Annotated in this window: 15 protein-coding genes and 1 pseudogene; 10 read left to right on the forward strand and 6 right to left on the reverse strand. The window is 56.5% G+C overall.

What is annotated here, in order from left to right; all coding sequences use genetic code 11:
• The first annotated feature begins 1,081 nt into the window (after window positions 1–1,081).
• The 3 genes and pseudogenes from ABLN94_RS23965 to ABLN94_RS23975 all read left to right on the forward strand — a co-directional run bounded on the left by ABLN94_RS23965 (window position 1,082) and on the right by ABLN94_RS23975 (window position 3,670).
• A pseudogene (locus tag ABLN94_RS23965) lies at window positions 1,082–1,357 on the forward strand (cupin domain-containing protein).
• 43 nt (window positions 1,358–1,400) lie between these two features.
• Window positions 1,401–2,567: a nucleotide sugar dehydrogenase gene (locus tag ABLN94_RS23970; protein ID WP_352997144.1), complete on the forward strand. Its 1,167-nt coding sequence runs from the start codon at window positions 1,401–1,403 to the stop codon at window positions 2,565–2,567.
• Between the two features lie 53 nt (window positions 2,568–2,620).
• Window positions 2,621–3,670: a GDP-mannose 4,6-dehydratase gene (locus ABLN94_RS23975; RefSeq protein ID WP_352997146.1), complete on the forward strand. Its 1,050-nt coding sequence runs from the start codon at window positions 2,621–2,623 to the stop codon at window positions 3,668–3,670.
• A 533-nt stretch (window positions 3,671–4,203) separates the two neighbouring features.
• Here ABLN94_RS23975 and ABLN94_RS23980 read toward each other — a convergent pair.
• Genes ABLN94_RS23980 through ABLN94_RS23995 form a run of 4 tightly spaced genes read right to left on the reverse strand, consistent with a single transcriptional unit; the run spans window position 4,204 to window position 12,291 of the window.
• A complete protein-coding gene (locus ABLN94_RS23980) occupies window positions 4,204–5,886 on the reverse strand; it encodes a thiamine pyrophosphate-binding protein (protein WP_352997148.1) in 1,683 nt (560 codons plus the stop codon).
• Window positions 5,887–5,916: 30 nt separating this feature from the next.
• Window positions 5,917–8,331, reverse strand: coding sequence for a GcvT family protein (locus ABLN94_RS23985; protein ID WP_352997150.1), 2,415 nt, complete (start codon window positions 8,329–8,331; stop codon window positions 5,917–5,919).
• A complete protein-coding gene (locus ABLN94_RS23990; protein ID WP_352997152.1) occupies window positions 8,331–10,727 on the reverse strand; it encodes a GcvT family protein in 2,397 nt (798 codons plus the stop codon). The genes ABLN94_RS23985 and ABLN94_RS23990 overlap by 1 nt, the downstream gene beginning before the upstream one ends.
• Window positions 10,728–10,746: 19 nt before the next feature.
• A complete protein-coding gene (locus ABLN94_RS23995) occupies window positions 10,747–12,291 on the reverse strand; it encodes a trimethylamine methyltransferase family protein (protein ID WP_352997154.1) in 1,545 nt (514 codons plus the stop codon).
• Window positions 12,292–12,400: 109 nt separating this feature from the next.
• Here ABLN94_RS23995 and ABLN94_RS24000 point away from each other — a divergent pair, with 109 nt between their 5' ends.
• Window positions 12,401–13,273, forward strand: coding sequence for a LysR family transcriptional regulator (locus ABLN94_RS24000; protein ID WP_352997156.1), 873 nt, complete (start codon window positions 12,401–12,403; stop codon window positions 13,271–13,273).
• Window positions 13,274–13,571: 298 nt separating this feature from the next.
• Here the strand turns inward: ABLN94_RS24000 and rtcR are convergent, their stop codons facing one another.
• Window positions 13,572–15,146, reverse strand: coding sequence for an RNA repair transcriptional activator RtcR (rtcR, locus tag ABLN94_RS24005; protein WP_352997158.1), 1,575 nt, complete (start codon window positions 15,144–15,146; stop codon window positions 13,572–13,574).
• 185 nt (window positions 15,147–15,331) lie between these two features.
• Between rtcR and ABLN94_RS24010 the strand changes: the two genes are divergently transcribed.
• The gene (locus ABLN94_RS24010; protein WP_352997159.1) at window positions 15,332–16,888 is read left to right on the forward strand and encodes an RNA-binding protein; all 1,557 of its coding nucleotides are present in this window, start codon (window positions 15,332–15,334) and stop codon (window positions 16,886–16,888) included.
• Window positions 16,889–17,517: 629 nt separating this feature from the next.
• Window positions 17,518–18,933, forward strand: coding sequence for an RtcB family protein (locus ABLN94_RS24015; protein WP_352997161.1), 1,416 nt, complete (start codon window positions 17,518–17,520; stop codon window positions 18,931–18,933).
• A 42-nt stretch (window positions 18,934–18,975) separates the two neighbouring features.
• On the opposite strand, the gene ABLN94_RS24020 is transcribed toward ABLN94_RS24015, so the two are convergent.
• Window positions 18,976–19,935, reverse strand: a complete 960-nt coding sequence (locus ABLN94_RS24020) for a LysR family transcriptional regulator (protein WP_352997163.1) — start codon at window positions 19,933–19,935, stop codon at window positions 18,976–18,978.
• Between the two features lie 162 nt (window positions 19,936–20,097).
• Here ABLN94_RS24020 and ABLN94_RS24025 point away from each other — a divergent pair, with 162 nt between their 5' ends.
• From ABLN94_RS24025 to ABLN94_RS24040, 4 genes are all read left to right on the forward strand, one after another.
• Window positions 20,098–21,114, forward strand: coding sequence for a TRAP transporter substrate-binding protein (locus ABLN94_RS24025; RefSeq protein ID WP_352997165.1), 1,017 nt, complete (start codon window positions 20,098–20,100; stop codon window positions 21,112–21,114).
• Window positions 21,115–21,181: 67 nt separating this feature from the next.
• A complete protein-coding gene (locus tag ABLN94_RS24030; RefSeq protein WP_170497996.1) occupies window positions 21,182–21,718 on the forward strand; it encodes a TRAP transporter small permease in 537 nt (178 codons plus the stop codon).
• A gap of 18 nt (window positions 21,719–21,736) precedes the next feature.
• A complete protein-coding gene (locus ABLN94_RS24035; protein WP_170497994.1) occupies window positions 21,737–23,077 on the forward strand; it encodes a TRAP transporter large permease in 1,341 nt (446 codons plus the stop codon).
• A gap of 17 nt (window positions 23,078–23,094) precedes the next feature.
• Window positions 23,095–23,589 carry a universal stress protein gene (locus tag ABLN94_RS24040; RefSeq protein WP_170497991.1) on the forward strand — a complete coding sequence of 165 codons (495 nt, stop codon included), beginning with the start codon at window positions 23,095–23,097 and terminating at the stop codon, window positions 23,587–23,589.
• Window positions 23,590–23,785: the final 196 nt, after the last annotated feature.

A 23,785-nucleotide genomic window follows, 5' to 3' on the forward strand; every position in this document is an offset into this window, starting at 1 on the left:
AATCAAGCACTCAAACAACCAACCCGATAAACCCACATCCAAAAAAGTTTAAGACGGAAATCAACCTGCCCCCAAAAAAATCCCCAACACGATCATTTGTTGCGCAACTGCATCAATCAATGGCGTAGAAAAATCTGGTGCTCTCGCTAAATAAACTTTAGGTTGAGCAGCGCGACGTGGCGCCAAAGAAGTAGACGCCCTAGACATCAACAGTCCCTAAGTCACCCCGGGAACCTTAAGGTCGGTGTGCCAACGCTTATCGAACAGCCGGGCTGAAACAGTTTGAGCAACCGCCCTAAAGGCAATGCTGCTAATAAGGTTCGGACCCTTAAATCGACTGCGATTACTCTGACTGTTAAGTACGAATGAAATTTGAGAAGATGGGTAAATTCGTGTGCATCGGGAACAAGTGAGAAGGCTCACATTACACGAAAATTACTTCTACCCCTGTTTCCTGCTGCAAATCATTCGTTCAGATATGAGCGCCGTGAATGGGTTTTTGAAGAGTTCAATTTCGGAGTTTTCTGATAAGTGTCATACCTGTTTTGCTATGCGTCGACTTTGGGCCAATGTTTTGGCCTTTGCCGCGCAAGAGAAACCCGAAACAACTTGTGCTGCTGATCGGGTGGGATACGTTATTTTAAGCTGCCGGCAAGCGTTTGTCGGGCAAAGCAAGAAAACTGTCTTTTGAACAGCCAATGGTTCTGACCAATTTAGATTTTTGGTTCATCGAACCCGATCAAATACCGAGCGCAGAGCTTTTCAGCTGTACCATTTGGTTCGGCCTAGTCGGATCTAGGCGGCGCGAAATCGGTCCGGACAAAAGTGGCGTTGCCACCGTTCGTTGCAACTGCGATAGGCTGTAAGAGCACGTTCTTGCGCTCTTACAGTGACGCATTCGAAGTGGTCGGGGTCGGCCTTGAAAACATCGTGCCTATACAACTTATGACTTGGTATTTGCCGCTGGTATGTCCAGCGTTCAAAATGCCAGGTAACAGTGACAACACTCAAGGCAAGAGGTGTCCGGCGAGTGACATTTATCCCGAAGGATCGCCGCCCGTGGCGGCGGTTTCAAAGCTTGGTGGTTGAGGATCGCTTCTATGTAAAGCGGATCATGGTCTATCCCGATGCTTCACCCAATCTACAGAGCCACTTCCATTGTGTCGAACTCTGGATCGTGGTTGAAGGCACGGCTTGAGTCACAGTGGATGACCAAATCAAGTACGTGAGCGAAAACCAATCTGCCTACACCCCGCTTGGCGCGGTACATCGAATGGAAAACCCAGGTAAAGTGCCAATGGTCTTGATTGAAACTCAAACCGGTGCCTATGTCGGAGAGGATGGTATCTTGTGCTAGGAAGACGTCTGCGCGCGCAGCTGAATTTTTAAAGGAAGAAAAAATGAAAATCGCCGTTGCAGGGTTGGGATATGTGGGGCTTTCCAACGCGGTACTTCTGGCCCAGACACAGCCCGTTGTCGCGGTTGATATTTCCGAGACCCGCGTGCAAATGATCAATCGGCGCCAATCCCCTATTGAAGACGCGGAGTTGGAAGAGTTTTTGCGTTTCAAAGACTTGAAGTTGACCGCCACGACCGACGCCCTTTCGGCATATGCCGATGCAGATTTTGTCATTGTGGCCACGCCAACAAACTATGACCCCAAGTCCAATTATTTTGACACATCCAGCGTCGAAGCCGTGATCAAGCAAGTGTTGGAGGTCAACTCTTCGGCTACCATTGTCATCAAGTCCACGATCCCAGTAGGCTATGTACGATCTATTCGGGAAGAATTGGAGACGGATCAGGTCATCTTTTCACCAGAATTTCTGCGAGAAGGTCAGGCCCTGTATGACAATCTGCACCCCAGCCGGGTCATTGTCGGCGAGCGGTCGGATCGGGCCCGAGTTTTTGCCAACCTGCTATTGGAAGGGGCGATCAAAAAGGATGTGCAAGTCCTCTTTACCGATCTGAATGAGGCTGAGGCCATCAAGCTCTTCGCCAACACTTATTTGGCGATGCGAGTGGCGTTCTTTAACGAGTTGGACAGCTATGCAATGGCTGGTGCAATGGACACACGGCAGGTGATCGACGGGGTATCTCTGGACCCACGCATTGGCAGTTTCTACAATAATCCGTCCTTTGGCTATGGCGGCTACTGCCTTCCCAAGGATACAAAACAACTCTTGGCAAATTACAGCCACGTGCCGCAAAACCTCATTCGCGCCATCGTGGATGCCAACCGCACTCGCAAGGATTTTCTCAGCGATCAAATTCTGATGAAAGGCCCCAAAGTGGTGGGCATCTATCGGTTGGTCATGAAGGCAGGGTCGGACAATTTTCGCAAATCCTCCATTCAGGGCATAATGAAGCGCCTGAAAGCCAAAGGGGTCGAAGTTATCGTTTATGAACCGGTTCTTGAAGAAGAGTATTTCTTCCGCTCTCCAGTGATGCGTAAACTGGAAGAGTTCAAAGCCGCGAGCGATCTCATCGTCGCCAATCGCGTGACCGAAGAGATCGAGGACGTTGCGGACAAGGTCTTTACCCGCGATCTTTTTGGTGGAAACTAAATATTTCGGGATCAACAGGGGCAACTCGTTTCGGTTTGGTTAGGGGCAGCAATATGCAGAGCGTTCTCGTTACCGGGTCGGCCGGTTTTATCGGCTTTCATTTAAGCAAACTGCTGCTGGAACACGGCTATCGGGTGGTGGGGCTGGACGCCCTGAGCGACTACTACGATGTCTCTCTGAAAGAGACGCGCCATGATATTCTGGCACGTGAACCCAATGGGCAGAATTTCACACCCGTTATAGGAAAGGTCGAAACTCCTGATCTGGTGATGAGCCTCTTTAACGAGCACAAGTTTGAATTTGTCGTGCACCTCGCCGCCCAAGCTGGTGTGCGCTACTCGATCGAGAACCCGCGCTCGTATCTGGAAAGCAACCTGAACGGGACATTTGAAATTCTGGAAGCCGCCCGCGCTTACCCTCCGAAACACGTGCTGTTGGCATCCACTTCTTCAGCTTTTGGGGCCAATACCGAGATGCCCTACAAGGAAACACAGCGCGCAGACCACCAGATGTCCTTCTACGCGGCCACCAAAAAGTCGACAGAGAACATGGCCCACTCCTACGCGCATCTATTCGATCTGCCGATCACCATGTTCCGTTTTTTCACTGTATATGGCCCGTGGGGTCGGCCGGATATGGCGCTGTTCAAATTCACCAAGGCGATCCTCGAAGGCAATCCGATCGATGTCTATAACTATGGTGACATGAAACGCGACTTTACCTATGTTGCGGACCTGGTCGAGGCCATTCGCCTTTTGATGGATGCCATTCCGGTGCGCCCAGTGGACGGTCAGGTGCCCGAGGGTGACAGCCTGTCGCCGGTTGCGCCGCATCGCGTGGTAAACATCGGTAACAATGACTCCGTACATTTAACCGCGTTCATTGAGGCCATCGAGAAGGCAACTGGCATCAAGGCAGAAAAGAACATGATGCCGATGCAGCCGGGGGATGTGCCCGCAACCTGGGCCGATGCTTCGTTGCTGAACGACCTGACTGGATACCGGCCCCAGACTTCAGTCGAGGATGGCGTGGCTGAATTCGTGAAATGGTACCGCGAGTTTTATCGCCCCAATGCCGCCGGAGCCGATACGAACAATGGCTAAGGATCGTCCGTTTCAGGTCATGGTGGTCTGCATCAATAATCAGCCCGAAGTAATATCGACCGGGACCTACACTACTAGATATTGAAGTTTCTCGTTTGCGAGGCGGTTGAAATCCATGTCGTCACGGCGTGGCCTTGTCATCCGGCCTAGAAAACGTTCGAAGGATGGCGTCGCCCTTGGTGGAGAGTACGTGTCCCGAAAAACGGGGCGAAAATCGTGCTTTGCCCCAGAGAGAGACATGCAGTGATCTCGCCTTCGGGCCCGCTGAGAAAGGCCACGCACACGGACGCGTACGACACGAAGATCAATGGTCAAAAATTTGCCACAGATTCCCGAGCAAAGCCGTTCAATGTTATGACTGAATGTACTGAGCGACGAACTCCGGGACATTGTCGGAACGAATGAACGATGGAGATCACACAAGAAGAACAGCCCTTTCTAGACACCGATAACGTTGCCCTAGTTCAGCTGCTGGTCCATTCGAATGGCCAAACTTTTTCGGCTGCTTTCATCTATGACAGCGCCGCATAAGCTTAGTCCTCATCCTCTTTCTCTGCCGCCTTAAACAGATCCTTGCGCAGCGTCATCAACGCACCCGGGTCGATCTTGGTCTGAATGACCGTGGTTTGGTCGGATGCAATGGCCTGTTGCAAGGCAGGCCCCAAGCCCCCCGGACCATCGACCCAGATACCTTGGCCGCCGCACAGCTCGGCAAATTTGTCAAAGCGTGGGCTTTGGATTTCAGCCCCCAGCAATCGACCTCCGTAAAACTCTTGTTGATAGGCTTTCTCGGCCCCCCAGGCTTCATTGTCGAGAACCACGATCGTGATGGGCAGTTTGTGCGAGATGGCTGTCTGAATTTCGATCATTGTATATCCAACCGCACCGTCACCCATGATTGCCAACACTGGGCGATCTGGCGCCGCAGCCTTGGCCCCTATTGCCGCGGCGAGTCCAAATCCAACCAAACCGAAATCCAGCGGCGTAATCAGTGACATTGGAGCGTAGTGGGCCAGCCGGTCGGCAGCCTGAAGGCAGGTATTCCCGGTATCCAGCGTGACGATCGCGTCCTCTGGCAGCGCCTCGCGCAATTCAGCCAATGCCCGGCGAGGATGCATAGGCAGTGTTGCAATTGCCGCTTCTTCGGCGCGCTCGGCCCAGAGGCTTTCCAAATTCGCCCGGAAGGTGTCACGCCAAGCCTCGCAGTCTGGCTTGTTGACCGCATCAGTCAGCGCCTCTGCTGTCAGCCGGGCATCGCCCTGCGCTGCAATCTCGGCCGGGAAATAGCGGCCGACGGCTGAGCCTTCGATGTCCACATGGGCGATGCGGGTGTCGGTGCCGACGTAGTCGTTTGAATGAAAGGTCGAGTTAAACCCGAGCCGCGCGCCAAGCACGACCATTACGTCCGCCTCTTTAGTCAAACGGCTGGCGACTCGATTACCGCGTGGCCCGGCCTGGCCGGCGAACCAGGGATGGCGGTGACGCATTACATCGGCGTGCCCCGTCGAGGCCACTACCGGCACCTCCAGTGTTTCCGCCAATGCGGTCAACGCGTCACGCCCTGCGCCCCATTTGAAACCACCACCGGCAAAGATGACTGGACGTTGTGCGCGTGCCAGAAGATCAGCGATGGCCGAGATATCTGACGGAGCCGCCGGTCCGGGGCGTGCAACCTGCACAGGGATTGGATCAATCGCTGGCAGCTCGGCCGCAAATAAATCTCGCGGCACGTGTAGGACCACAGGCCCCCGACGCCCTGTATTGGCCAGTCTGATGGCGTCCTCCAGCATCGGTGCAAGACGCGACGGATCGGTAACCATGATCGAGCGTTTGCAAATCGGCGCGAACAACGCGACCTGATCGACCTCCTGAAACGTGTCTTTGCATTGGTCCGCGCGTGTAATCGCTCCGGCGATGACGACCATCGGGGAATAGGCCAGATGCGCTTCGGCCACGGCGGTAACGATATTGACCACGCCGGGTCCGGCTTGTGCACCCAGGACAACGCCGGGCTTGCCGGTCATCCGCGCCCAGGCATCGGCCATGTGCCCCGCTGCGCGTTCGTCCCGCGCGCCGACGTAGGCAATCTCGCCGCCATTATACATAGCGTCGTACAGTTCCAGCATCGAGCCGCCCAACAGTCCAAATACCGTATCGATCCCGTTGGTTCTCAGAACGCGATAGATGGCTTCGCCGCCGTTTATGAGGGTCGTCATTGTTGGGTTCCCTTAGGTTTGTAGGGGGCGTCAGACATCGTCACTCCGGAGTCGCAGGTTATCGGGGTCGAACAGGGCATCATCATGGACAGTAACGGGAATCTGTCGATTCAGGATTTGCACCGACAGATTTTCGCACGGAGTGCCTTTGCGGACGAACAGCCAGCCGAGTGATTTCCCAATCGTATACCCATACCCGCCCGAGGTGGTCAGGCCGACAGGTTTGCCATCCAACAGCACTGGTTCACCGCCGTGGATATCAACATCCTCTGCATGGAGTTCGGCATAGAGCAACATCCATGCCGGATCACGGTTGAACAACGCTTTCTTGCCGACAAAGTCCCGATCCGTCGTGACTACAAAGCGGTCCAAACCGACATCAAAAGGTCCGATGTCGGTGGTGAGCTCTCCGCTAGCGCGGTAGGCTTTCTCCATTCGCATGCCGTTGAAGGCATAAGAGCCCAGATCGGTCAGGCCATGTGCTGTGCCTGCCTGGAACAGTGCGTCGTACAGCGTGGCGATTTGGTCTAGCGGTGCATGCAGTTCCCAGCCAAGTTCCCCTACGAAAGACACGCGCAGCGCGTAACATGGTACGCCCGCGACTGCGATCTCCTGCCCCGAGAGCCAGGGGAAAGCGGCGTTGGATAGATCCGCATCGGTCAGCGCCGCTAAAATGCGACGCGAGGTCGGGCCGGACAGCGCCAGCATGCCCCAATTATCGCTTCGGTTGATCATCTTAACGTCTTCACCGGGTCGGATGTGGCGTTTGATCCAGTCGAAATCCGGTGTCGCGCGCGCAATGGGCGAACCGGTAAAAAAACGATCTTCGGCGATGCGCCAGATGGTGATTTCAGTTTCGAACCGACCCTTTTCAGTCAGCAGGTGATTGAGGCTGATCCGTCCATCCTTGCGTGGGATACGGTTGGCTGAAAGACGGTCCAGAAGCTTGCCGGCGTCCTTGCCCGTGATCTCGAACTGGGCAAAGGCGCAAAGGTCGATCACACCGGCGCCGTTTCGCGTTGCTTTGGCTTCGCGCATTGCGTTCGCGTGCCATGGCTGATGTCCCCATCCGATCTGTTCAACCTCGCTGGCGTCAGCGAAGTAGCGGGGGCGTTCCCAACCTGCGACCTCGCCGAAAACCGCGCCCTTGGCTGCAAGCCGGTCAAAGAGCGGATGGCGTTTCAGCGGTCGCAACGCATTAAACTGTTTTCCGGGGCAGGGTGTGTCATGGCGGCGCATGAACTCGTCCTTGGTGCGTTCCACAATGAACTGATCGTTTGCAAAATTGGCATAGCGGCGCGGATCAAAGCTCCGCGTGTTGATCTCGGTTTCGCCATGCACCATCCAGTCGGCCAGAACTTTGCCAGCGCCACCGCCCCAAGCGAGACCGATGGACGAGCCGCAGGACAGCCAGACATTCGGTGCGCCAGACGGCCCTACCAGCATGCCGCCATCCGGTGTGTGGGTGATCGCACCTCGTACAACGCGCTTGATTCCAAGCTCGGCAAGAATGGGCATCTTGTCCAAGGCCACCATCAGGAAATCCCCGATCGAGTCGTAATTGGCCTCGAACAATTCATTCTCAGCCGCCCAAGGTGCGCCCTCGGGCATTTCCCAAACGGTCGGGCAGACATGGCCTTCGTAGATGCCGATCAGGCCGGATTTCTGTTCCTGCCGGATATACCCGCCAAAGGCATTGTCGCGCATGACGGGCAGTTCCGGACGGCCTTCGAATTCGGGTACGGTGTCGGTGACCAGATAGTGATGCAGGCACGAGACTGACGGGATTTTCAGCCCGAACCATTCGCCCACCTGATTGGCGTATGAGCCTGCAGCGATCACCACGTGCTCGGTCAGAACATCGCCCTTTTCGGTGCGCAGCAGCCACATATCGCCCTTGCGACTGGCCCCGACGACCCGATTGTGGCGCTCAATCTTTGCGCCACGCGCTCGCGTGGCAGCCGCCAGCGCCATGGTCACGCCAGAGGGGTCGATGTGCCCGTCCTCAAACGTGCGCACTGCGGCCTTGACGTCGTCAACTTTGTAAAACGGGTTGATCCGGGCAACTTCCTCAGGTCCGACGAGCTCCATCGGCAGGTCGAGCAATTTACCCACCCCCATGATCGACTTCATCCAGTCAACTTCATCGTCCGTTGTTGCGATGCGAAATCCACCGACCTCGTGCCAGCCGATACTCTGGCCGGTTTCCTGTTCAACGCGCTTATAGGTTTCAATCGAGGTCTTGTTGATCCACCCCATGACCCGGCTGCCGACAGCATGAGCGATTTGCCCTGCCGCGTGCCAGGTCGAACCGGAAGTCAGTTCGGCCTTCTCAAAGAGGATCGTGTCCGTCCAGCCATTTTCGGCCAGTTGGAACTGAGCAGCAACGCCCATGATCCCGCCGCCGATGATCGCGACCTGCGTGGTGCGCTGTGTCTCGGGCATCAAAAGGCCTCCTTGGCGGGTTTTAGGGATGCTTTGGCTGTGAAGCGGGTGCAGGCAATTTCGACCTCGAAACCGGAAACCACGGCGTGTTCGGTGAGCATCTCAAGCGGTGCCGAAATCATTGCCAACGCCACCGAGCGTCCAAAGTGATAGCTCCATGCCGCTGAAGTGATCTGGCCAACCACTGCGCCATCAAAATAGATCGGTTCATCATGGATAGGGAGTGCGGAGGGATCGTCGAACAGCAGCGAGACGATCCGCCGATCAAGACGACGTCCCTGCAGCGCCTCTTCCCCGACAAAGCCGGTCCCGAAGGCGCAGAATGCATTCAATCCCGCTTCCTGAGGAGTGGTACCCGGAGTCAACTCGTGCCCAAAGGCACGGAACCCACTTTCGATGCGCAGCGATCCGCTGGCATAGAGGCCCGCATGCGTGGCCCCGGCGGCAACCAGCGCTTCATGCGCTGCCAAGGCCATGTCGGCGGGGATGTATAGCTCAAAGCCTTCTTCGCCGGTAAAGCTCAGCCGACCGGCCCAACCGCGTGCCAGCCCGATTTCAACAGGTGCGAATGCGAACCGTTTCAGGTCGGGAATCGGGGTATTGGAAGTGGACTGCAGCACATCGCGGGCCTTTGCCCCTGCCAGCCCAAGGATGGCGTAGCCACTGGTGGCATCGGTAAACTCAACCCGGAATTCGCCCTTGGTTTCACGCATTCGTTTCAGGTCGCGCACAACCTCTCCCGCACCGACGATTAGCAGGTAGGTCTCGGGGTCGTGGCGTTGCACGGTAAGGTCACTTTCCACCCCGCCGCGTGCATTTAGGATTTGAGTATAGGCGATCCGGCCTTCGCCGATATCCATCTGCGCCGCACACAACCGATTGAGAAAGGTGCAGGCGTCAGGCCCCTGAACCATGATCTTGCCGAAGGCCGATTGATCCAGAATGGCCGCACCCGAACGACAGGCCGCGACCTCTGCCCCGACTTGTTCGCGCCATTGCGGCACCCCAAAGGTAAGGGGCAAATGGGCTGCACTACCCCCGAAATGCACGGCCCGTTCCCAGCCGCCGCGGGCTTCAAACCGCGCGCCCTCCGCCGCCAGGCTCGTGTGAATGGGCGAGCGGCGCTGCCCTCGCGCGGTCTCCATCGACCGCCCCGGATAAGGGTTATCGTAGTGGCGACCCAGCACTTCGGGGATGCGAGCCTCCAAAGCACCTAGAACGTTCATCTCCGGGCTAAAGCGTTGAATGTCGGCTTCGTTCAACTCCATCGTCGGCTCACCCGCAATGATCCATTCCGCCATCGCCTTACCCGCACCACCGGCCAGCGCGATTCCGGTGGAATTCATACCACCCATCAGAAACAGCCCCGGCACATCGGGGCTTTCACCCAGCATGAACTGACTATCGAGTGTGAAGCTTTCCGGCCCGTTCAACAGCATTCGCACCTCGGCATGTTCCAGCGCGGGAATGCGGCGCAGCGCATTCTCCATCATTGGCATGAAGTGGTCCCAATCCTCGTCCAACAAATCGAACGAGAAATCGGCGGGAAGGTCGCGGGTAGAGATGCCTTTCGCATGCGGCTCGAACGAGCCGACGAGCAAGCCTTCAACGTCATCGCGGGCGTAAAGATATGCGTCCTGATCGTTGAGCGTCGGCAGGTGCACGCCTTTGCCAAGCGCCTGCACCTCGGCCAGCGGTTTGGTCAGAATGTAGAAGTGTTGGCAGGCATAGAGCGGCATATGCGCCCCGGCCATCGCGGCCACCTCGCGCGACCAAAGGCCACTGGCGATTACGACCTCGTCTGCCGAGATCACATGGTGTCCGATCTCGACCCCCGAAATCCGGCCGCCCTTTTTTTGCAGCCCGGTAACGGCGGTGTCTTCGAAAATCTGAACCCCTCGCGCGCGCGCCCCTTTCGACAGAGCCAGAGCCACATCCGATGGGTTCACACGCCCGTCAGCGGGGGACCAAACGGCGCCAATGACGTCATCGACCTCGATAAGCGGCCACAGTTCCTTGGCGCGGGCGGCATCGACCACTTCGGCCTCAAGCCCGAAGGCGCGGCCCAATGACACCTGCCGCTTGATGTTGGTGAGCCTGTCGGGGTTCGTCGCCAAGGTCAGGCTACCGGTCTGTGTCCAACCTGTGACCTGCCCGGTTTCAACTTCAAGTTCTCCGTAAAGGTCTATCGAGTAGTTGATCAACTTGGTCAGCGTAGCCGACGGGCGTAGACGTCTGACCAGTCCCGCAGCATGCCATGTGGTGCCGCTGGTCAGTTTGGAGCGTTCAAGGATCACGATATCCGTGCGCCCCTCACGGGCCAGATGGTAAGCGATCGAGCATCCAATCACTCCACCACCGATAATCACGGTCCGGGCATGTTCAGGTAATGTCATGAGGTCACCCCAGGGTGGGTCATTCCGGTCGTCCAATCTGTGCACGTGTCAGACGAATGTCGAATTTCTGACGCAGTGCTCGGTCCAAAGCATCGGGCAAATGATCGGGGTATTGGCTGCTGAGGATTTCTCGTGCCTTTTCGCGTGCAACATCGCCGACACGATGGGCGCCGTCTTCCTGCCACGCGCGTGGTGCACGGCGATCCCCGATCTCGGGGTAGAAATAATCCGATTTCATCCTGCTGAACGTGTGCTGCTCACCCAGATAGTGACCTTCGCCGCGACAGACCTGTTCAATCACATCTGCCGCGATGTTTTCAGGTGTCGCTTCGATCCCCCTGATCGTCCGCAAAATGTTCCCCAACAGATCGTTGTCGCTGACATAAGCCGCGTGGCTGACGCCCAACAGACTCGACATCATACCTGCGGCCTGAGTGACAATGTTGGACCCCGCATGGGCCGCCATCGTCACCGCCAAAGATTTCTCGGCACCGTATTGAGCATCCAGCCGTTTGGCGTCCGTGATGCCGGCGATCGAACTGGTGGGCAGGTTCCAGTGACGCCCCATTTGCGCCGCACCCGCCATCAAAATGGCCTGTTCGCCGCCGCCACCGCTCATCGAACCAGTGCGCAAATCGGCGACCAAAGGTTTTGGGGCAAAAATAGCCTTCACCTCGGAGTCGATCAGGCGGGCGAATACAAGGCCTGCCAATGTCTCGGCCACGGCCTGCACCAATGATCCGGCGATCGTGGCAGGGCTGGTTGCCCCAGCCTGTCCGGCACTGATCAGTTGCACTGGAAAGCCAGCCTCAATGGCGCACTCCAAAACCTCGCAGGCTTCCTCGGCAAACCGCATCGGCGGCACAACGTGACAGACCATGACCGTTAGAAACGGGCGCGCACGGAAGGCCGCTTCGCCGCCCGCGATCTCATAGCAAAGCTGCGCAATATTGGCGACATTCTGCGGTTCGGAGATTGAGATTGAAACATGTTTGGATGTACCGGCAAGGCAGGCATAGGCCGTGTTCAGATCCATCAACGCGTTGTCTTCAATGTCGCGCGCAACAACCGATCGGCTGAAATGGTGGATGTTTTCCATCCGGTCTACGATCCGCGCCGCGTCATAAAGATCTTGTAACGACGAGTCGCGGTATTCGTGCGTCTCAAGATCGAAAACACCGGGCGCTGCCCCGCCGGTGGACATGTACACGCGCGCCTCTTCTATCTTCAGATCTTGGTCAGGGTTCTGCCCGCAAAGGGTGAAACCACGCTGCGCCGCGTCGATAGCCCATTGCACCAATTCACGGGGAAACAGCAGCCGGTCATCGTCGGTCATGCTGCCACCAGCGGACGTGACCTTTTGGATCATGGACGGAATTGCCTGGCTCAGCCCCAATGTTTCCAAAAGAGAAAACGCCGCCTCTTCAATCAATAACACCTCGGCCGGCGTTAGCGGCTTCAGCCGCCCTCCGATCAGCCCGGGCCAAACAGGTGCCGAGGTTTCGGAATCAGTGACCTGTTTCAAACGATCTTTACGACCGCGCCTTCGGTTTGCAGTGGTCATCAACTCATGAGTCCAAGTTGTTACAAACCCAAACTGAGCAGGAGTTCGACGCATTTACAAAGGTAAGTTTCTCAGCAAACAATGAGCAAAACTTATCAATAGGACTGCTGTGAAAGCCTCTCTTCCCGCCCTGCGCGCTTTTGATGCCGCCGCTCAGCACAGCAGCTTCCGTGCTGCAGCAGAGGATTTGTCCGTAACGCCCACGGCCATCAGCCACCATGTTCGAGGGCTTGAAGATCAGCTTGGTGTCAAACTCTTCTACCGCGAAGGCCGAGACGTTGTCCTGACTGAGGACGGCAGACGGTTGGCCAAAGCTACGCGACAGGCCTTTGGTGTTTTGGACAACGCCGTGAACTCGCTGCGCCGCGGTGCACGTAAAGCGGTTCGCCTGATGGCTGGCCCCATCGTGACCGCGCGCTGGCTCATGCCTAGGATAAGTGATCTTTGGGCGGCTCATCCAGGTATTGAGCTTGAGGTGGTTCCATCGTCTCAGCCGGGTGTGCAGAATACGGAAAACGTAGACATTGTAATCCGCTGGGCACGTATGGGTGAAATGTCCGACAATGCCACCAAGCTTCTCGAGCTGCGTCCTGTCGCTATTGCGTCCAAAGATTTTGTCGCGGAGCACGCCCCCATTGCGCATGCTTCGGACTTGCTACGCCTGCCTCTGCTACATCAAAAAAACCACTGGGGGTGGCTGGATTGGTTCGCGACAATGAAAGTTCCGGTCAGCAACCCGTTGAGTGGACCGATCTTCCAGGACTCAAACGTGTTGCTGCGCGGGGCGGCAGAAGGCCAGGGCGTGACGATAGGCTGGCTGCCGTTGATCGACCCGGATCTGGCCGAGGGCAGGGTCGTCCGGTTGTTCGATGAAGATATCGCACCGACTCACGCCTATTTCGTTGAGGTCGTAAACCGCAGCAGCGCACGTCGCGAAGTACAGCATGTCGAAAAATGGCTGCTCAAACAGAGCAAGGAATGATCGCAGTCTTTTTTGCTTCTGTGATCCGATATATCGGCAATCACATGCTGGGCCGCCCGGCGCCCTTCATGAAGGGCGTGAGGAGTGGCTTGAAACAGATCGCGCGCGATTTCTGCCGATTGATCACTGAAGGGAAGCCAGATCGCTACCCCCCCCCGCCAGGTTAAAAAACAACGTGCGTGGCGCAGCGCGGCGGGCTTCGAGCGGCTTGCACAGGTCAGATAGCATTACAGTGGCTCACGACCCAATATTGCTCTCAGCGCTATCATAGATGCGATGAGCGTCGCGGCGTAAATCCCTAATCACAATCCATTCTGCTGTTCGCCAACATTTCCCAACCCAAACCGAATTTCTGTAGGTATTTACGCAGCCGGTCGGCGTCGTTCTGAGTTTTGCGCTTTTGCCGGGAAACCGCGAACAACATACGGCCAGCAGCGCTGAGGCTGGGCGCGTTCTGGCAGGTGTGGATGACCTTGGCCAATTGCACAAGATCGAAGGGATCTATATCGGCCGTCGCGGCACCAAGTACTTGTTGAACCAACTTAAAATCCGTATCCGTCGTGGCTGCGGCCCAGCTGGATCGCAAATCTGCGATCTCGTCCTCGACCATTGCTCGCGTGATCCGGCCGCGGGGCGCGAGGGTGCACAGACGCTGGATCGAGCCGCTAAAATCCCTGAAATTGCCGGTCCACGGCGTTGCGGGATTGGTGGCAAATTTCAGATATACCTCATGTGCATCAGCACTAAAGCCCACCTGTGTACCCAGTGCACGCTCGGATCGGGCGAGTTCAAATTTGAGATTGGCCTCAATATCCTCCCGGCGCTCGCGCAGTGCGGGCAGCGTGAAACGCCACATGTTCAGGCGCGCAAGCAGGTCGGGACGGAACTTTCCAGCAGCGGTCAGTGCGTGCAGGTCACGGTTGGCCCCTGCAATGATCTGAAAACGGCTGGTGACTTCGTGGTCTGAGCCCAAGGGGTAGAACCGCCCCGTCTCAATTGCGTGCAGCAAGACCGATTGTTCGTTCCAGCCCAGCTCGTCGATCTCGTCCAGAAATAGAACGCCGCCGTCGGCTTCGCGCAACAACCCGCCGCGCTCAGTTCCAGCTTGACCCAGATAGCTGCGTCGCTGGCCAAACAACGCGGCCAGCGCATCCGGCCCCTTAAGTGTGGCGCAGTTGACATGAACCAAACGGCCCTTGACCCGCCGCCGATCCAGTTTGAGCGTATAAATTCGCTGGGCCAGTTCTGTCTTACCGGTGCCGGTTTCGCCCAGCAACAGGATTGGTTCGTCCGAGTTGCTGGCAATCAGCTCGATCCTGTCGATCAGGGCGTTGTACTTCACATTGCGTGTTTCGATTCCGCCCTTGAGCTGATCGCTATATTCCCGCGACAACTGGTCGAACCGTTGTTGCAGCGCGTTGTAGCGACTGAGGTCGAGGTCGATAATGTCGAACTTTGGGGTTTGTTCATCAGGGCCGGGTGGACCGGTCTGGATGAGCCGTGCAGGGATATGGCGGCTTTCGGTAAGTAGAAACCAGCAGATCTGCGCGACATGAGTCCCGGTAGTCAGATGGACATGATATTGCTCGCGGTCTTCATCAAATCCGTAGCTGCGAGCAAAATCGAACAGCTTGCCGTACACTTCCTGAAAGTCCCACGGATCATCCAGGTCCATTTGCTGCAACAAAACCTCGGTCTGCGGTGAGATCTCCTCGATCTCGCGTTTGACCTGATGGGCGAGGCGGTTGAATTTGAAATCGTATAGCAGCTCCAACCGATGTACGTTGAAGTGGTCATGGATGGCTAGGCTGGGGGTCGGCTTCCATCGCCGTTTCTTACCCATATCTAACTGGGTGCCGAGGAATCCGATCACTACATTCTTCATGATTTATACAATTATATATTTTACTATACGTTAATATCGTAATTGTTTAGATCAAAATTTTCAATCTTGGAATTTACTAAATAGTAACAAATAGTTACGCAAAAATCAGATTTCCCTCTGCCCGTGCGCCATACCATGCGAAAACGTTCTCACAAACAAACGAGGACGAAGAAATGGCGAACAAATCCGTGTTTGCATCGATGAAAGGCCGGTTGCTGCCAAAGGCAACTGCAAAGAATAAGCATGGCGCGCCAGCCTACGCTTATTCCGATGCCCATGCTCTGGCTCAGGTCGCCGTGACCGGTACTTTCGGGGGCATGTTCTATCAGTCGCCGCAGGAAGAGCTGGAATATGTTCTGGAGGTGGCGGAGGCGGTTGAGCCGAAGTTTCTGGCACAGGCTGCGATCTATGCCCGCCAGTCGGGATATATGAAGGATATGCCCGCCGTGTTGCTGGCTGTTTTGGCCCGGCGTGACTCGGTTCTGTTCCGTGCTGCGTTTGGTCGGGTGGTGGATAACGGCAAGATGCTGCGGACCTTTGTGCAGGTCATCCGGTCAGGTCAGACGGGGCGTAAATCTCTGGGGTCTGCTCCGAAAGCAATGGTGCAGTCCTGGCTGAACACCGCGTCTGACCGGGCGCTGCTGAACGCCAATATCGGGAATGACCCGTCTTTGGCGGACGTGATCAAGATGGTGCACCCGAAACCGGCCTCGGCCGAGCGGGAAGCGCTGTTTGCCTGGATCGTCGGGCGGCCGTGCAATCTGGCACGGCTGCCACGGGCTCTGCAGGATTGGATCGCGTTTCGCGAAACCGGCAAAGGGCCGGTGCCGGAAGTGCCATTCCAGATGCTGACGCAACTGGAACTGTCGCCTGAACATTGGGCGCGGATTGCGCGTAAAGGTTCGTGGCAGATGGTGCGACAAAACCTGAATACGTTCCAGCGCCACGGCGTTTTCAACATGGCCAAGAACGTGGCTCATGTGGCTGCACTGCTGCGTGACCCGCAGGCCATCGCCAAGGCACGTGCGTTTCCGTACCAGCTGATGGTGGCGGGGCAGAACGTGACTGGTGATATGCCGCGCGAGATCGTGGATGCGCTGCACGATGCGATGGAACTCGCAGTGCAGAACGTGCCGAAGGTCTCGGGACAGGTTGTCGTGTGCCCGGATGTATCCGGGTCGATGACCTGGGCTGTGACAGGGTATCGCCCCGGGGCGACCTCAGCCGTGCGCCACGTGGATGTGGCGGGGCTGGTGGCGGCGTCATTCAAGCGCGCGAACCGCGGGTGTCAGGTGTTGCCGTTCGATTTCGACGTTCGTGATGTGCGTCTGGAGCCGCGCGACACGATCCTGACCAATGCCGAACGCTTGGCCGCTCTGGCTGGAGGGGGGACGAATTGTTCCGCGCCGCTGGCCTGGTTGAACAAGCGCGGTCGCGCGCCGGATCTGGTGGTGTTCGTGTCCGATAACCAATCCTGGGTGGATGCCCGGAATGGTGGGCAAGGCACAGCGATGTTGAAGGAATGGGAGGTGATCAAGCGTCGCAACCCGAAGGCCAAACTGGTCTGCATCGACATCGCCCCATACGGGACCACGCAGGCGCAGACACGTGCCGATGTGCTGAATGTCGGCGGGTTTTCGGATGCGGTCTTTGATCAGATCGCGGCATTTGCCAACGGTCAGACCGGCGCGGATCACTGGGTCGGCGAGATCGAAAAGATCGACGTGTAAAAAGGGCTCGGGCGGTGCGCCGCCCGGCCAACCAAACAACATCAGGCAGAATGCCGGTGGGACTACATCGCTGAACCCGATCCGCGCCCGTAGAGGGCGCCGTCTCACCACTCCTTGTCTGCCTGACCCGAATTAAAGGAACACATCTCGGCGAATGCCGGTGGAACTACAGATTGTTAATCTCCGGGTCGCGGGTTCGAATCCCGCTCGTCCGAGCCCCTTTGGGGATGGACGGTAGCTCAGTCGGGTAGAGCAGGGCGTTTCACCAAACCTTGTCGTCGAGACCCGAAACGAAAGGATAACCCCGGCGAATGCCGAAGGAACTACATGGCACCACAGGGACAGGTCGAGCGGGTTCAACTCCCCTCAGTGCCGGCGCCCAGACGGCAAACGCATCTGCCCATTCAGATGCGGGGCGGGCCTTCCAACTGTTTCTTCACCTTTTGTCGCCGGGACTAAGGACATGTTGGGCGAATGCCCGCAGACGTACTGGTAGACGCACCCGAAAGGGGGACATGGGAAACTATGTTGTGCTGGTTCAAACCCAGCCCGGAGCTATCCGGTGGCGGAATAAATCTGTTTGCGAACATTTTGTCGCCCAAGCAATTTGGAAACGCGAGTAAGTTAGAATGATGGAAGAAAAGACATATGATCCGGTAACCGGTGACCATCTGAAAGACTGGGGACACCGCCCCGGCAAACAATTCCCGGCCCTTTTGGCTCGCGCGAATGAGATGCGTGCCGATGGGTTTGGTCTGGTGCGTATCCGGCAGGAGTTGGAGGGGGAAATTCCTCCGGTTCCGGCAACGATGGATCTGCGTGCGCCCGAAGAGGTGGCATTTCACGAAAACATCGATGTGGCGCATCCGGATGAAGAGGACAATATTACCAAAGTTCGAGAGACCATGATCGCCTTGATGCGGACGCCAACGATCGAGGCTGGTGCTATCATGCCGGATGCCTGTCCGGCCGGACCGGTTGGGACGATCCCGGTAGGGGGTGTTGCTGCCGCGCGCAATGCAATCCATCCAGGGATGCACTCGGCTGATATCTGCTGCTCGGTCATGATCACTGATCTGGGCGATGTCGATCCCAAGACTGTTCTGGACGCGGCGCAATCGGTGACGCATTTCGGGCCGGGTGGGCGTCCACAAGGTAAACGGTTCACTACTTCGCTGAAACTGCTGGACGCGTTCCGGGAAAACCCGTTTCTGGACAACCCAAAGTCACTGCGCATGGCGCAGGAGCATATGGGGACGCAGGGCGACGGGAACCATTTTCTTTTTGTTGGCCGCTCGCGCAAGACAGGTCGGACCGCCATTGTGACTCATCATGGATCGCGCGGTCCGGGGGCTGTGCTGTACAAAAACGGCATGGCTGTGGCAGAACGCTTCCGCAAAGAACTGTCGCCAAAGACCGCCAAGCAGAACGCTTGGATTCCGGCGGACACGGAAGAAGGGCGCGACTATTGGGACGCCCTGCAACTGATCCGTAAATGGACCAAGGCCAACCATAACGCGATCCATCAGGCGACGGTCGAGGCCGTGCGCGTGGGCGATGTGGGCGAGCGGTTCTGGAACGAACACAACTTCGTCTTCAAACGCGAAGACCTGTTTTACCATGGCAAGGGCGCGACCCCGGCCTGGGGTGATTATGCCGCCGATGCGAGGGGTCTGACGTTGATCCCACTGAACATGTCCGAACCCGTTCTGGTGGTGCGGGGCAAGGACGCCGGTCACGCCCTGGGCTTTAGTCCGCACGGTGCTGGACGGAACTTTTCACGCTCGGAACACAAACGTCGGATGGGTGCGGTCACGCCCGAGCAGATGCTGGAGGCGGAAACCGTCGGGTTGGATATCCGGTTCCATGCGGGTGGAGTGGACGCATCAGAGCTGCCGTCCAGTTACAAGAAGGCGGACAGTGTTGTGGCTCAGATCAAATCCTATGATCTTGCCGAAATCGAGGACTACATCGACCCCTATGGCTGCATCATGGCCGGAGATGTCCCACCATTCTGGAAAACCGGTAAAAAGGGGCGCAGGTAGGGTGTTGCATCAAGCCCTCTGCCCAGGAAGGACAGGGGCGGGTCACGCTGGTATGTTAGACTCAGCTAGTATCTCATCAACATTCCCGGCATGTTCTTGAACCAGAACATTCAGAAAGAGCTTGGCGACGCGTGATATTCCGGGTTGTTTCCGCGTCGCAGCGGCAAATCTGGTACGATAGCGGATTTGATCAGGCAGGATTTTCCTCATAATTCGCCGCTCGACAAATTCCTGCGCCAGATGGTCAGGTAGAAAGCCCAAGTAACGACCGGACAATATCAGGATCGCCAGCGCTTGCTCATTCTGCACCTTGGCCGCCCGTTGGAATCCAATCTGTTGGCCAACAATCAGGTTGGGCGAATTCACATTCAAACCCGCGTAAGTGTACCGGCTAACGTCTGTTGCCTTTAGGTCAGAGTCCGAAGCATCAAACAATGGATGGTCCTTACCGCAGTAGAGGAACATGTTTTCACCGTAAAGCGGCGCGTATTGCAGACTGGTCGAGGGTCGGTGCAAGGCAATGATTCCGACATCCAGTTGCCCACTGATCACCATGGTTTCGATCACGTTGGGCGGTTCAAGCGACAACTCAATCTGCACTGTTGGGGCCGCCTCATTGAATCTGTGGATGGCGCGCGCAAGATGGGATTCCGGGTTCGAAGCACATTGGTCGAATAAAGCCACTCGTACGGTACCGACCAATTGTTCTTTAATCTCGTTCACCTCGGTCCTGAATTGCGCCACCGAGATCAGAAGCTCCTCGGTCGCGCGCAGAACCTTCTCACCGTCGTCTGTCAGTGAGAATCCAGACGGCCCCCGGTTGCACAACTTTAAATCTAGCCGTAGTTCCAAGTCTGACAAATGTTTCGAGATGGTGGATTTGCCAATGTTCAACTCAATCTCTGCGGCAGAGAGCCCACCACATTCAACCACGGTCTTAAACACCCGTAGCAGACGGATGTCGGCATCCCCAATCCGGGTGGCGAGCGAGTTATGCTTCATCTTTAAAGTTCGATATTTGTGAAACCTATCGCGCAAAGTTTAACAACGAAGAAACACCTTGCGCAAGTTAGGTTTTCCTCGCCGAGGTAGAATCGGACTGGCTTACTCTCTCCCCAAGCTGGCGCGCACCTCGCAAAAAAACTGACAACTGGGAGGAAATCCATGTCATTTATCAACAAGCTTGGCACCTTCACCGCCGCTGTTTCCGTGGCGGCGCTGATGGTCGCAGGCGCAGCGGATGCAAAAAACTTCAAGATCGCGGTAGGCGACAGCGCAGGAAGCGCACAGGAAGCCTTGGGCATCGCATTCGTCAAAGCGCTCGAGGAAAAGTCAGGCGGGGAACACACGGCGACTCTGTTTCTGAATGGTCAGCTGGGGTCTGAACAGGACACCGTGAACGAAGCAGCTATCGGCACGTTGGACATGTCGCTGCTGGCCATTAACAACATCACGCCGTTTTCGCCGTCAGTTGGCGTATTCACGCTGCCTTACGTTATCCTCAGCTTGGAAGATGCTGAGAAACTGACTCAGGGTCCAATCGGTCAGGAATTGACTGAAAACACGATTCGGGACGCGGGTGTCCGCATCATCGGCTGGACATACACAGGGTTCCGTCGCCTGACCAATTCGAAAAAACCGGTCAGCTCGGTTGCAGACCTGCAGGATCTGATCATCCGTGTTCCCAAGAACGAAATCATGATCGAAACCTACAAGGCCTGGGGCATCAACCCGACCCCGATGGCGTGGTCTGAAACCTTCACCGGTCTGCAGACCAAGGTGGTTGACGGTCAGGACAACCCGTATCTGACCATCAATGCGATGAAGTTCTACGAAGTTCAGGACCACGTCACCAACCTGCGTTACATCTTCTCGATTGAACCGCTGATCATTTCAGAAGCTATCTTCCAGGACCTGTCCGAAGAAGAGCAGCAAATGATCCTTGAAGCGGGGCAAGAGGCAACGTTGGCGTCGGCTCAGTTCCTGCGTGATTCTGAGGCGGCGATCAAAGAAGAGCTGACCTCCAAAGGTATGGAAATCATCGATCCAGAGAACGATGAAGCCGAGTTCATCGAACTGGCAACCGGTGCCGTATGGCCGCAGTTTTACGATTCCATCGGTGGTGTCGAGAAGCTGAACGCAGTTCTCGAAGCCATCGGCCGCGACCCGGTCCAGCAATAATCGCCGCAGAGCGAAATAGAAAAGAGCGCTTCGGCGCTCTTTTCATATTAGGGAGGAGTGCAGCTCGATGTTCTGGAAATTTCTGGACAATATAGAAAGTGTCATCTGCCGAATATTACTATCGGGGTTCGTCTGTCTGCTTTTCGTGCAGATCGTCGCGCGCGAGGTTTTCGGATTTTCGATCAGTTGGATCGAGGAACTCTCGGTCTACATGTTCGTGTGGTTCGTTTACTTCGGTGCTAGCTACGCGGCTCTGAAAGGCGCGCATAACCGGGTGACGTTCCAGTTCAAGTTCCTGCCCAGCGGTTACATCAAGTACATCGAGGCCTTTGCCGATCTCTTCTGGCTCTTCTTCAATGTTTATTTCCTGTATCTGGCCACGGATTTCGTCTTCAACAAGATGAACAAGTTCTGGAAGTCCCAGACCTTGGGCATTGAGATGAAGTATATCTACATGGTGCTGCCTTTGGCTTTCGCACTGATGACCTTCCGGATCATCCAGGTGAACTATCGCCGTCTGATCAAGGGCGAGGATATCCACGATCCCGATCAGATCGACCTCGACGAAATCAAAGCCGCCACCGAAGCGGCCAAGAAAGACTAAGGGCAGGGAGGACACGTCATGGAATCCGAAATCGTCACAATTCTATTTGGTTCATTCCTGCTTTTGCTGCTGATCGGCGCGCCGATCACGGTGGCTCTGGGGGTGGCTTCACTGTTTTCGTTCCTGTATCTGGACGAAAACCCCATCAAGTTTGTGCAGATCGCTTTCACATCGGTCGGGGCCTTCCCGCTGATGGCGCTACCTGCATTTATTTTGGCCGGGGCCTTAATGGAGGCTGCCGGTATTTCGAAACGTTTGATCAATGTCGCGGAAAGCCTCGCCGGCCCGTTCACCGGCGGCATCTCGGCCGCGACGGTCATGGCCTGTCTCTTCTTTGGCGCCATCTCGGGCTCGGGCCCGGCAACAACCGCGGCGGTGGGGATGCTGATGATCCCCGCGATGATTAACCGCGGATATGAGCGCGGCTATGCTTCGGCGATCACTGCGTCGTCTGGCGGCCTCGGGATTATTATTCCTCCCTCCATCCCGATGGTGATCTTCGGCATTGCCGCGCTCGGCATGGCTCCGCCGCCTGAAGCGGTCGAGAAATACGGCACCTTCCAGTCGGTATCGATTTCGAAACTGTTCATCGCTGGCTTTGTTCCGGCATTCCTGATCGCCACCAGCCTGCTGATCCTGAACTTTTTCATGTCGAAAAAGCGCGGATACAAAGGTGTGGCCGAAGGCTGGTCTATCCGTCACGTTGGTTGCGAAATGTATCGCGGTTTCTGGTCGCTGATGGCTCCGCTGGTGATCCTGGGAGGTATCTACACCGGGTTCTTCACCCCGACCGAAGCTGCCATCGTTGCGATCTTCTACACGTTGGTTGTGGGTGTGGTGATCTATCGCGAGCTGACTTGGCAATCGCTGTTCCAGTCCCTTGAGGCCACCACTTGGCTGACTGGGCGCGTACTGCTGATCCTGTTCACGGCAACCGTATTCGGCCGCCTGCTGGTGGAGAACCAAATCCCCGCGATCATCGCAGATTCGATGCTCAGCTTTACCAACAACCTCTATGTGATTTGGGCGCTGATCATCTTCTTCCTGCTGTTTGTCGGCATGTTCATGGAGACGCTGGCGACGATCCTGATCCTGGTTCCGGTGATGCTACCGGTGGCCTATTCGGTGGGAATCGATCCGATCCACTTTGGCGTGGTGATGGTCTGTACGCTGGGTATCGGCTTCCAGACACCGCCACTGGGTGAAAACTTGTTCATCGCATCGGGTATCTCGAACATCACGATCGAGCAGATCTCCATACGGGCGCTGCCTTTTGCGGCCGCTAACACGGTGGCGATCTTCATCATCGCCTTCTTCCCTGAACTGTCGCTGTGGTTGCCACGGCTGCTTGGCTATTGATCTGAAAGGATGAAGACATGAAACAACTGGTCACCAACATCCTGTTTGCTACCGATTTATCAGCAAATTCCCCCCACGCCCTGCGCTATGCCGCCAGCATTGCGCAGGCCACCGGGGCGCAAATTCACGTTCTGCACGTCAACGAACCTTTGTCGGACGACGCGAAGATCACGATGGAGATGTTCATCCTGAACGAGGAAACCCGCAAAACCGCGCTGTCGCGCCGCCACGAGATGGTGCGCAAGGTGCTGGCCGAGCGGCAGGCCAAGTTCTGGGCGCGTTTCGAAGGTGACGACGCCAAGATTCGCGAGCAGGTGACCACGGTTGAGGTCACCGACGGCCATCCGGCCGAAGTGATCCTGCGCCGTTCGGTCGAGCTAGAATGCGATTTAATTGTTCTGGGCGCCCATGATCACGGCTTCTCGCACACCTTCTTGGGTACTGTGGCGAAACGCGTTCTGCGACGATCGAAGATACCAACTTTGATCGTTCCGAACCCCGAAGAAGCTTAGCACCTTTCGGTCGAAGGATTGCAACAGTAGCAAGCCAGTAGCTGCAATAGGCTTGACGGTTGCTTTCACCCGACTGGTTCTACGGCGCACTTCGTTCTGGCCCTAACGTGACGGTGTTGCATGGGTCAAAACCGTAGGCAAGGGCTGGGCAGGTTGCCCGGCCATTCCACATATGCGCGGAGATCATTCACATGAA

Origin of the sequence: Ruegeria sp. SCP11 (assembly GCF_040329455.1) — a bacterium.
Lineage (GTDB): Bacteria > Pseudomonadota > Alphaproteobacteria > Rhodobacterales > Rhodobacteraceae > Ruegeria > Ruegeria atlantica_E.

Excerpts from the sequence above, each read along its gene's own strand:
- ABLN94_RS23970 (WP_352997144.1), top strand. The coding sequence starts at position 1,401 with ATGAAAATCGCCGTTGCAGGGTTGGGATATGTGGGGCTTTCCAACGCG.
- ABLN94_RS23975 (WP_352997146.1), top strand. The coding sequence starts at position 2,621 with ATGCAGAGCGTTCTCGTTACCGGGTCGGCCGGTTTTATCGGCTTTCAT.
- ABLN94_RS23980 (WP_352997148.1), bottom strand. The coding sequence starts at position 5,886 with ATGACGACCCTCATAAACGGCGGCGAAGCCATCTATCGCGTTCTGAGA.
- ABLN94_RS23985 (WP_352997150.1), bottom strand. The coding sequence starts at position 8,331 with ATGCCCGAGACACAGCGCACCACGCAGGTCGCGATCATCGGCGGCGGG.
- ABLN94_RS23990 (WP_352997152.1), bottom strand. The coding sequence starts at position 10,727 with ATGACATTACCTGAACATGCCCGGACCGTGATTATCGGTGGTGGAGTG.
- ABLN94_RS23995 (WP_352997154.1), bottom strand. The coding sequence starts at position 12,291 with ATGACCACTGCAAACCGAAGGCGCGGTCGTAAAGATCGTTTGAAACAG.
- ABLN94_RS24010 (WP_352997159.1), top strand. The coding sequence starts at position 15,332 with ATGGCGAACAAATCCGTGTTTGCATCGATGAAAGGCCGGTTGCTGCCA.
- ABLN94_RS24015 (WP_352997161.1), top strand. The coding sequence starts at position 17,518 with ATGATGGAAGAAAAGACATATGATCCGGTAACCGGTGACCATCTGAAA.
- ABLN94_RS24020 (WP_352997163.1), bottom strand. The coding sequence starts at position 19,935 with ATGAAGCATAACTCGCTCGCCACCCGGATTGGGGATGCCGACATCCGT.
- ABLN94_RS24025 (WP_352997165.1), top strand. The coding sequence starts at position 20,098 with ATGTCATTTATCAACAAGCTTGGCACCTTCACCGCCGCTGTTTCCGTG.
- ABLN94_RS24030 (WP_170497996.1), top strand. The coding sequence starts at position 21,182 with ATGTTCTGGAAATTTCTGGACAATATAGAAAGTGTCATCTGCCGAATA.
- ABLN94_RS24035 (WP_170497994.1), top strand. The coding sequence starts at position 21,737 with ATGGAATCCGAAATCGTCACAATTCTATTTGGTTCATTCCTGCTTTTG.
- ABLN94_RS24040 (WP_170497991.1), top strand. The coding sequence starts at position 23,095 with ATGAAACAACTGGTCACCAACATCCTGTTTGCTACCGATTTATCAGCA.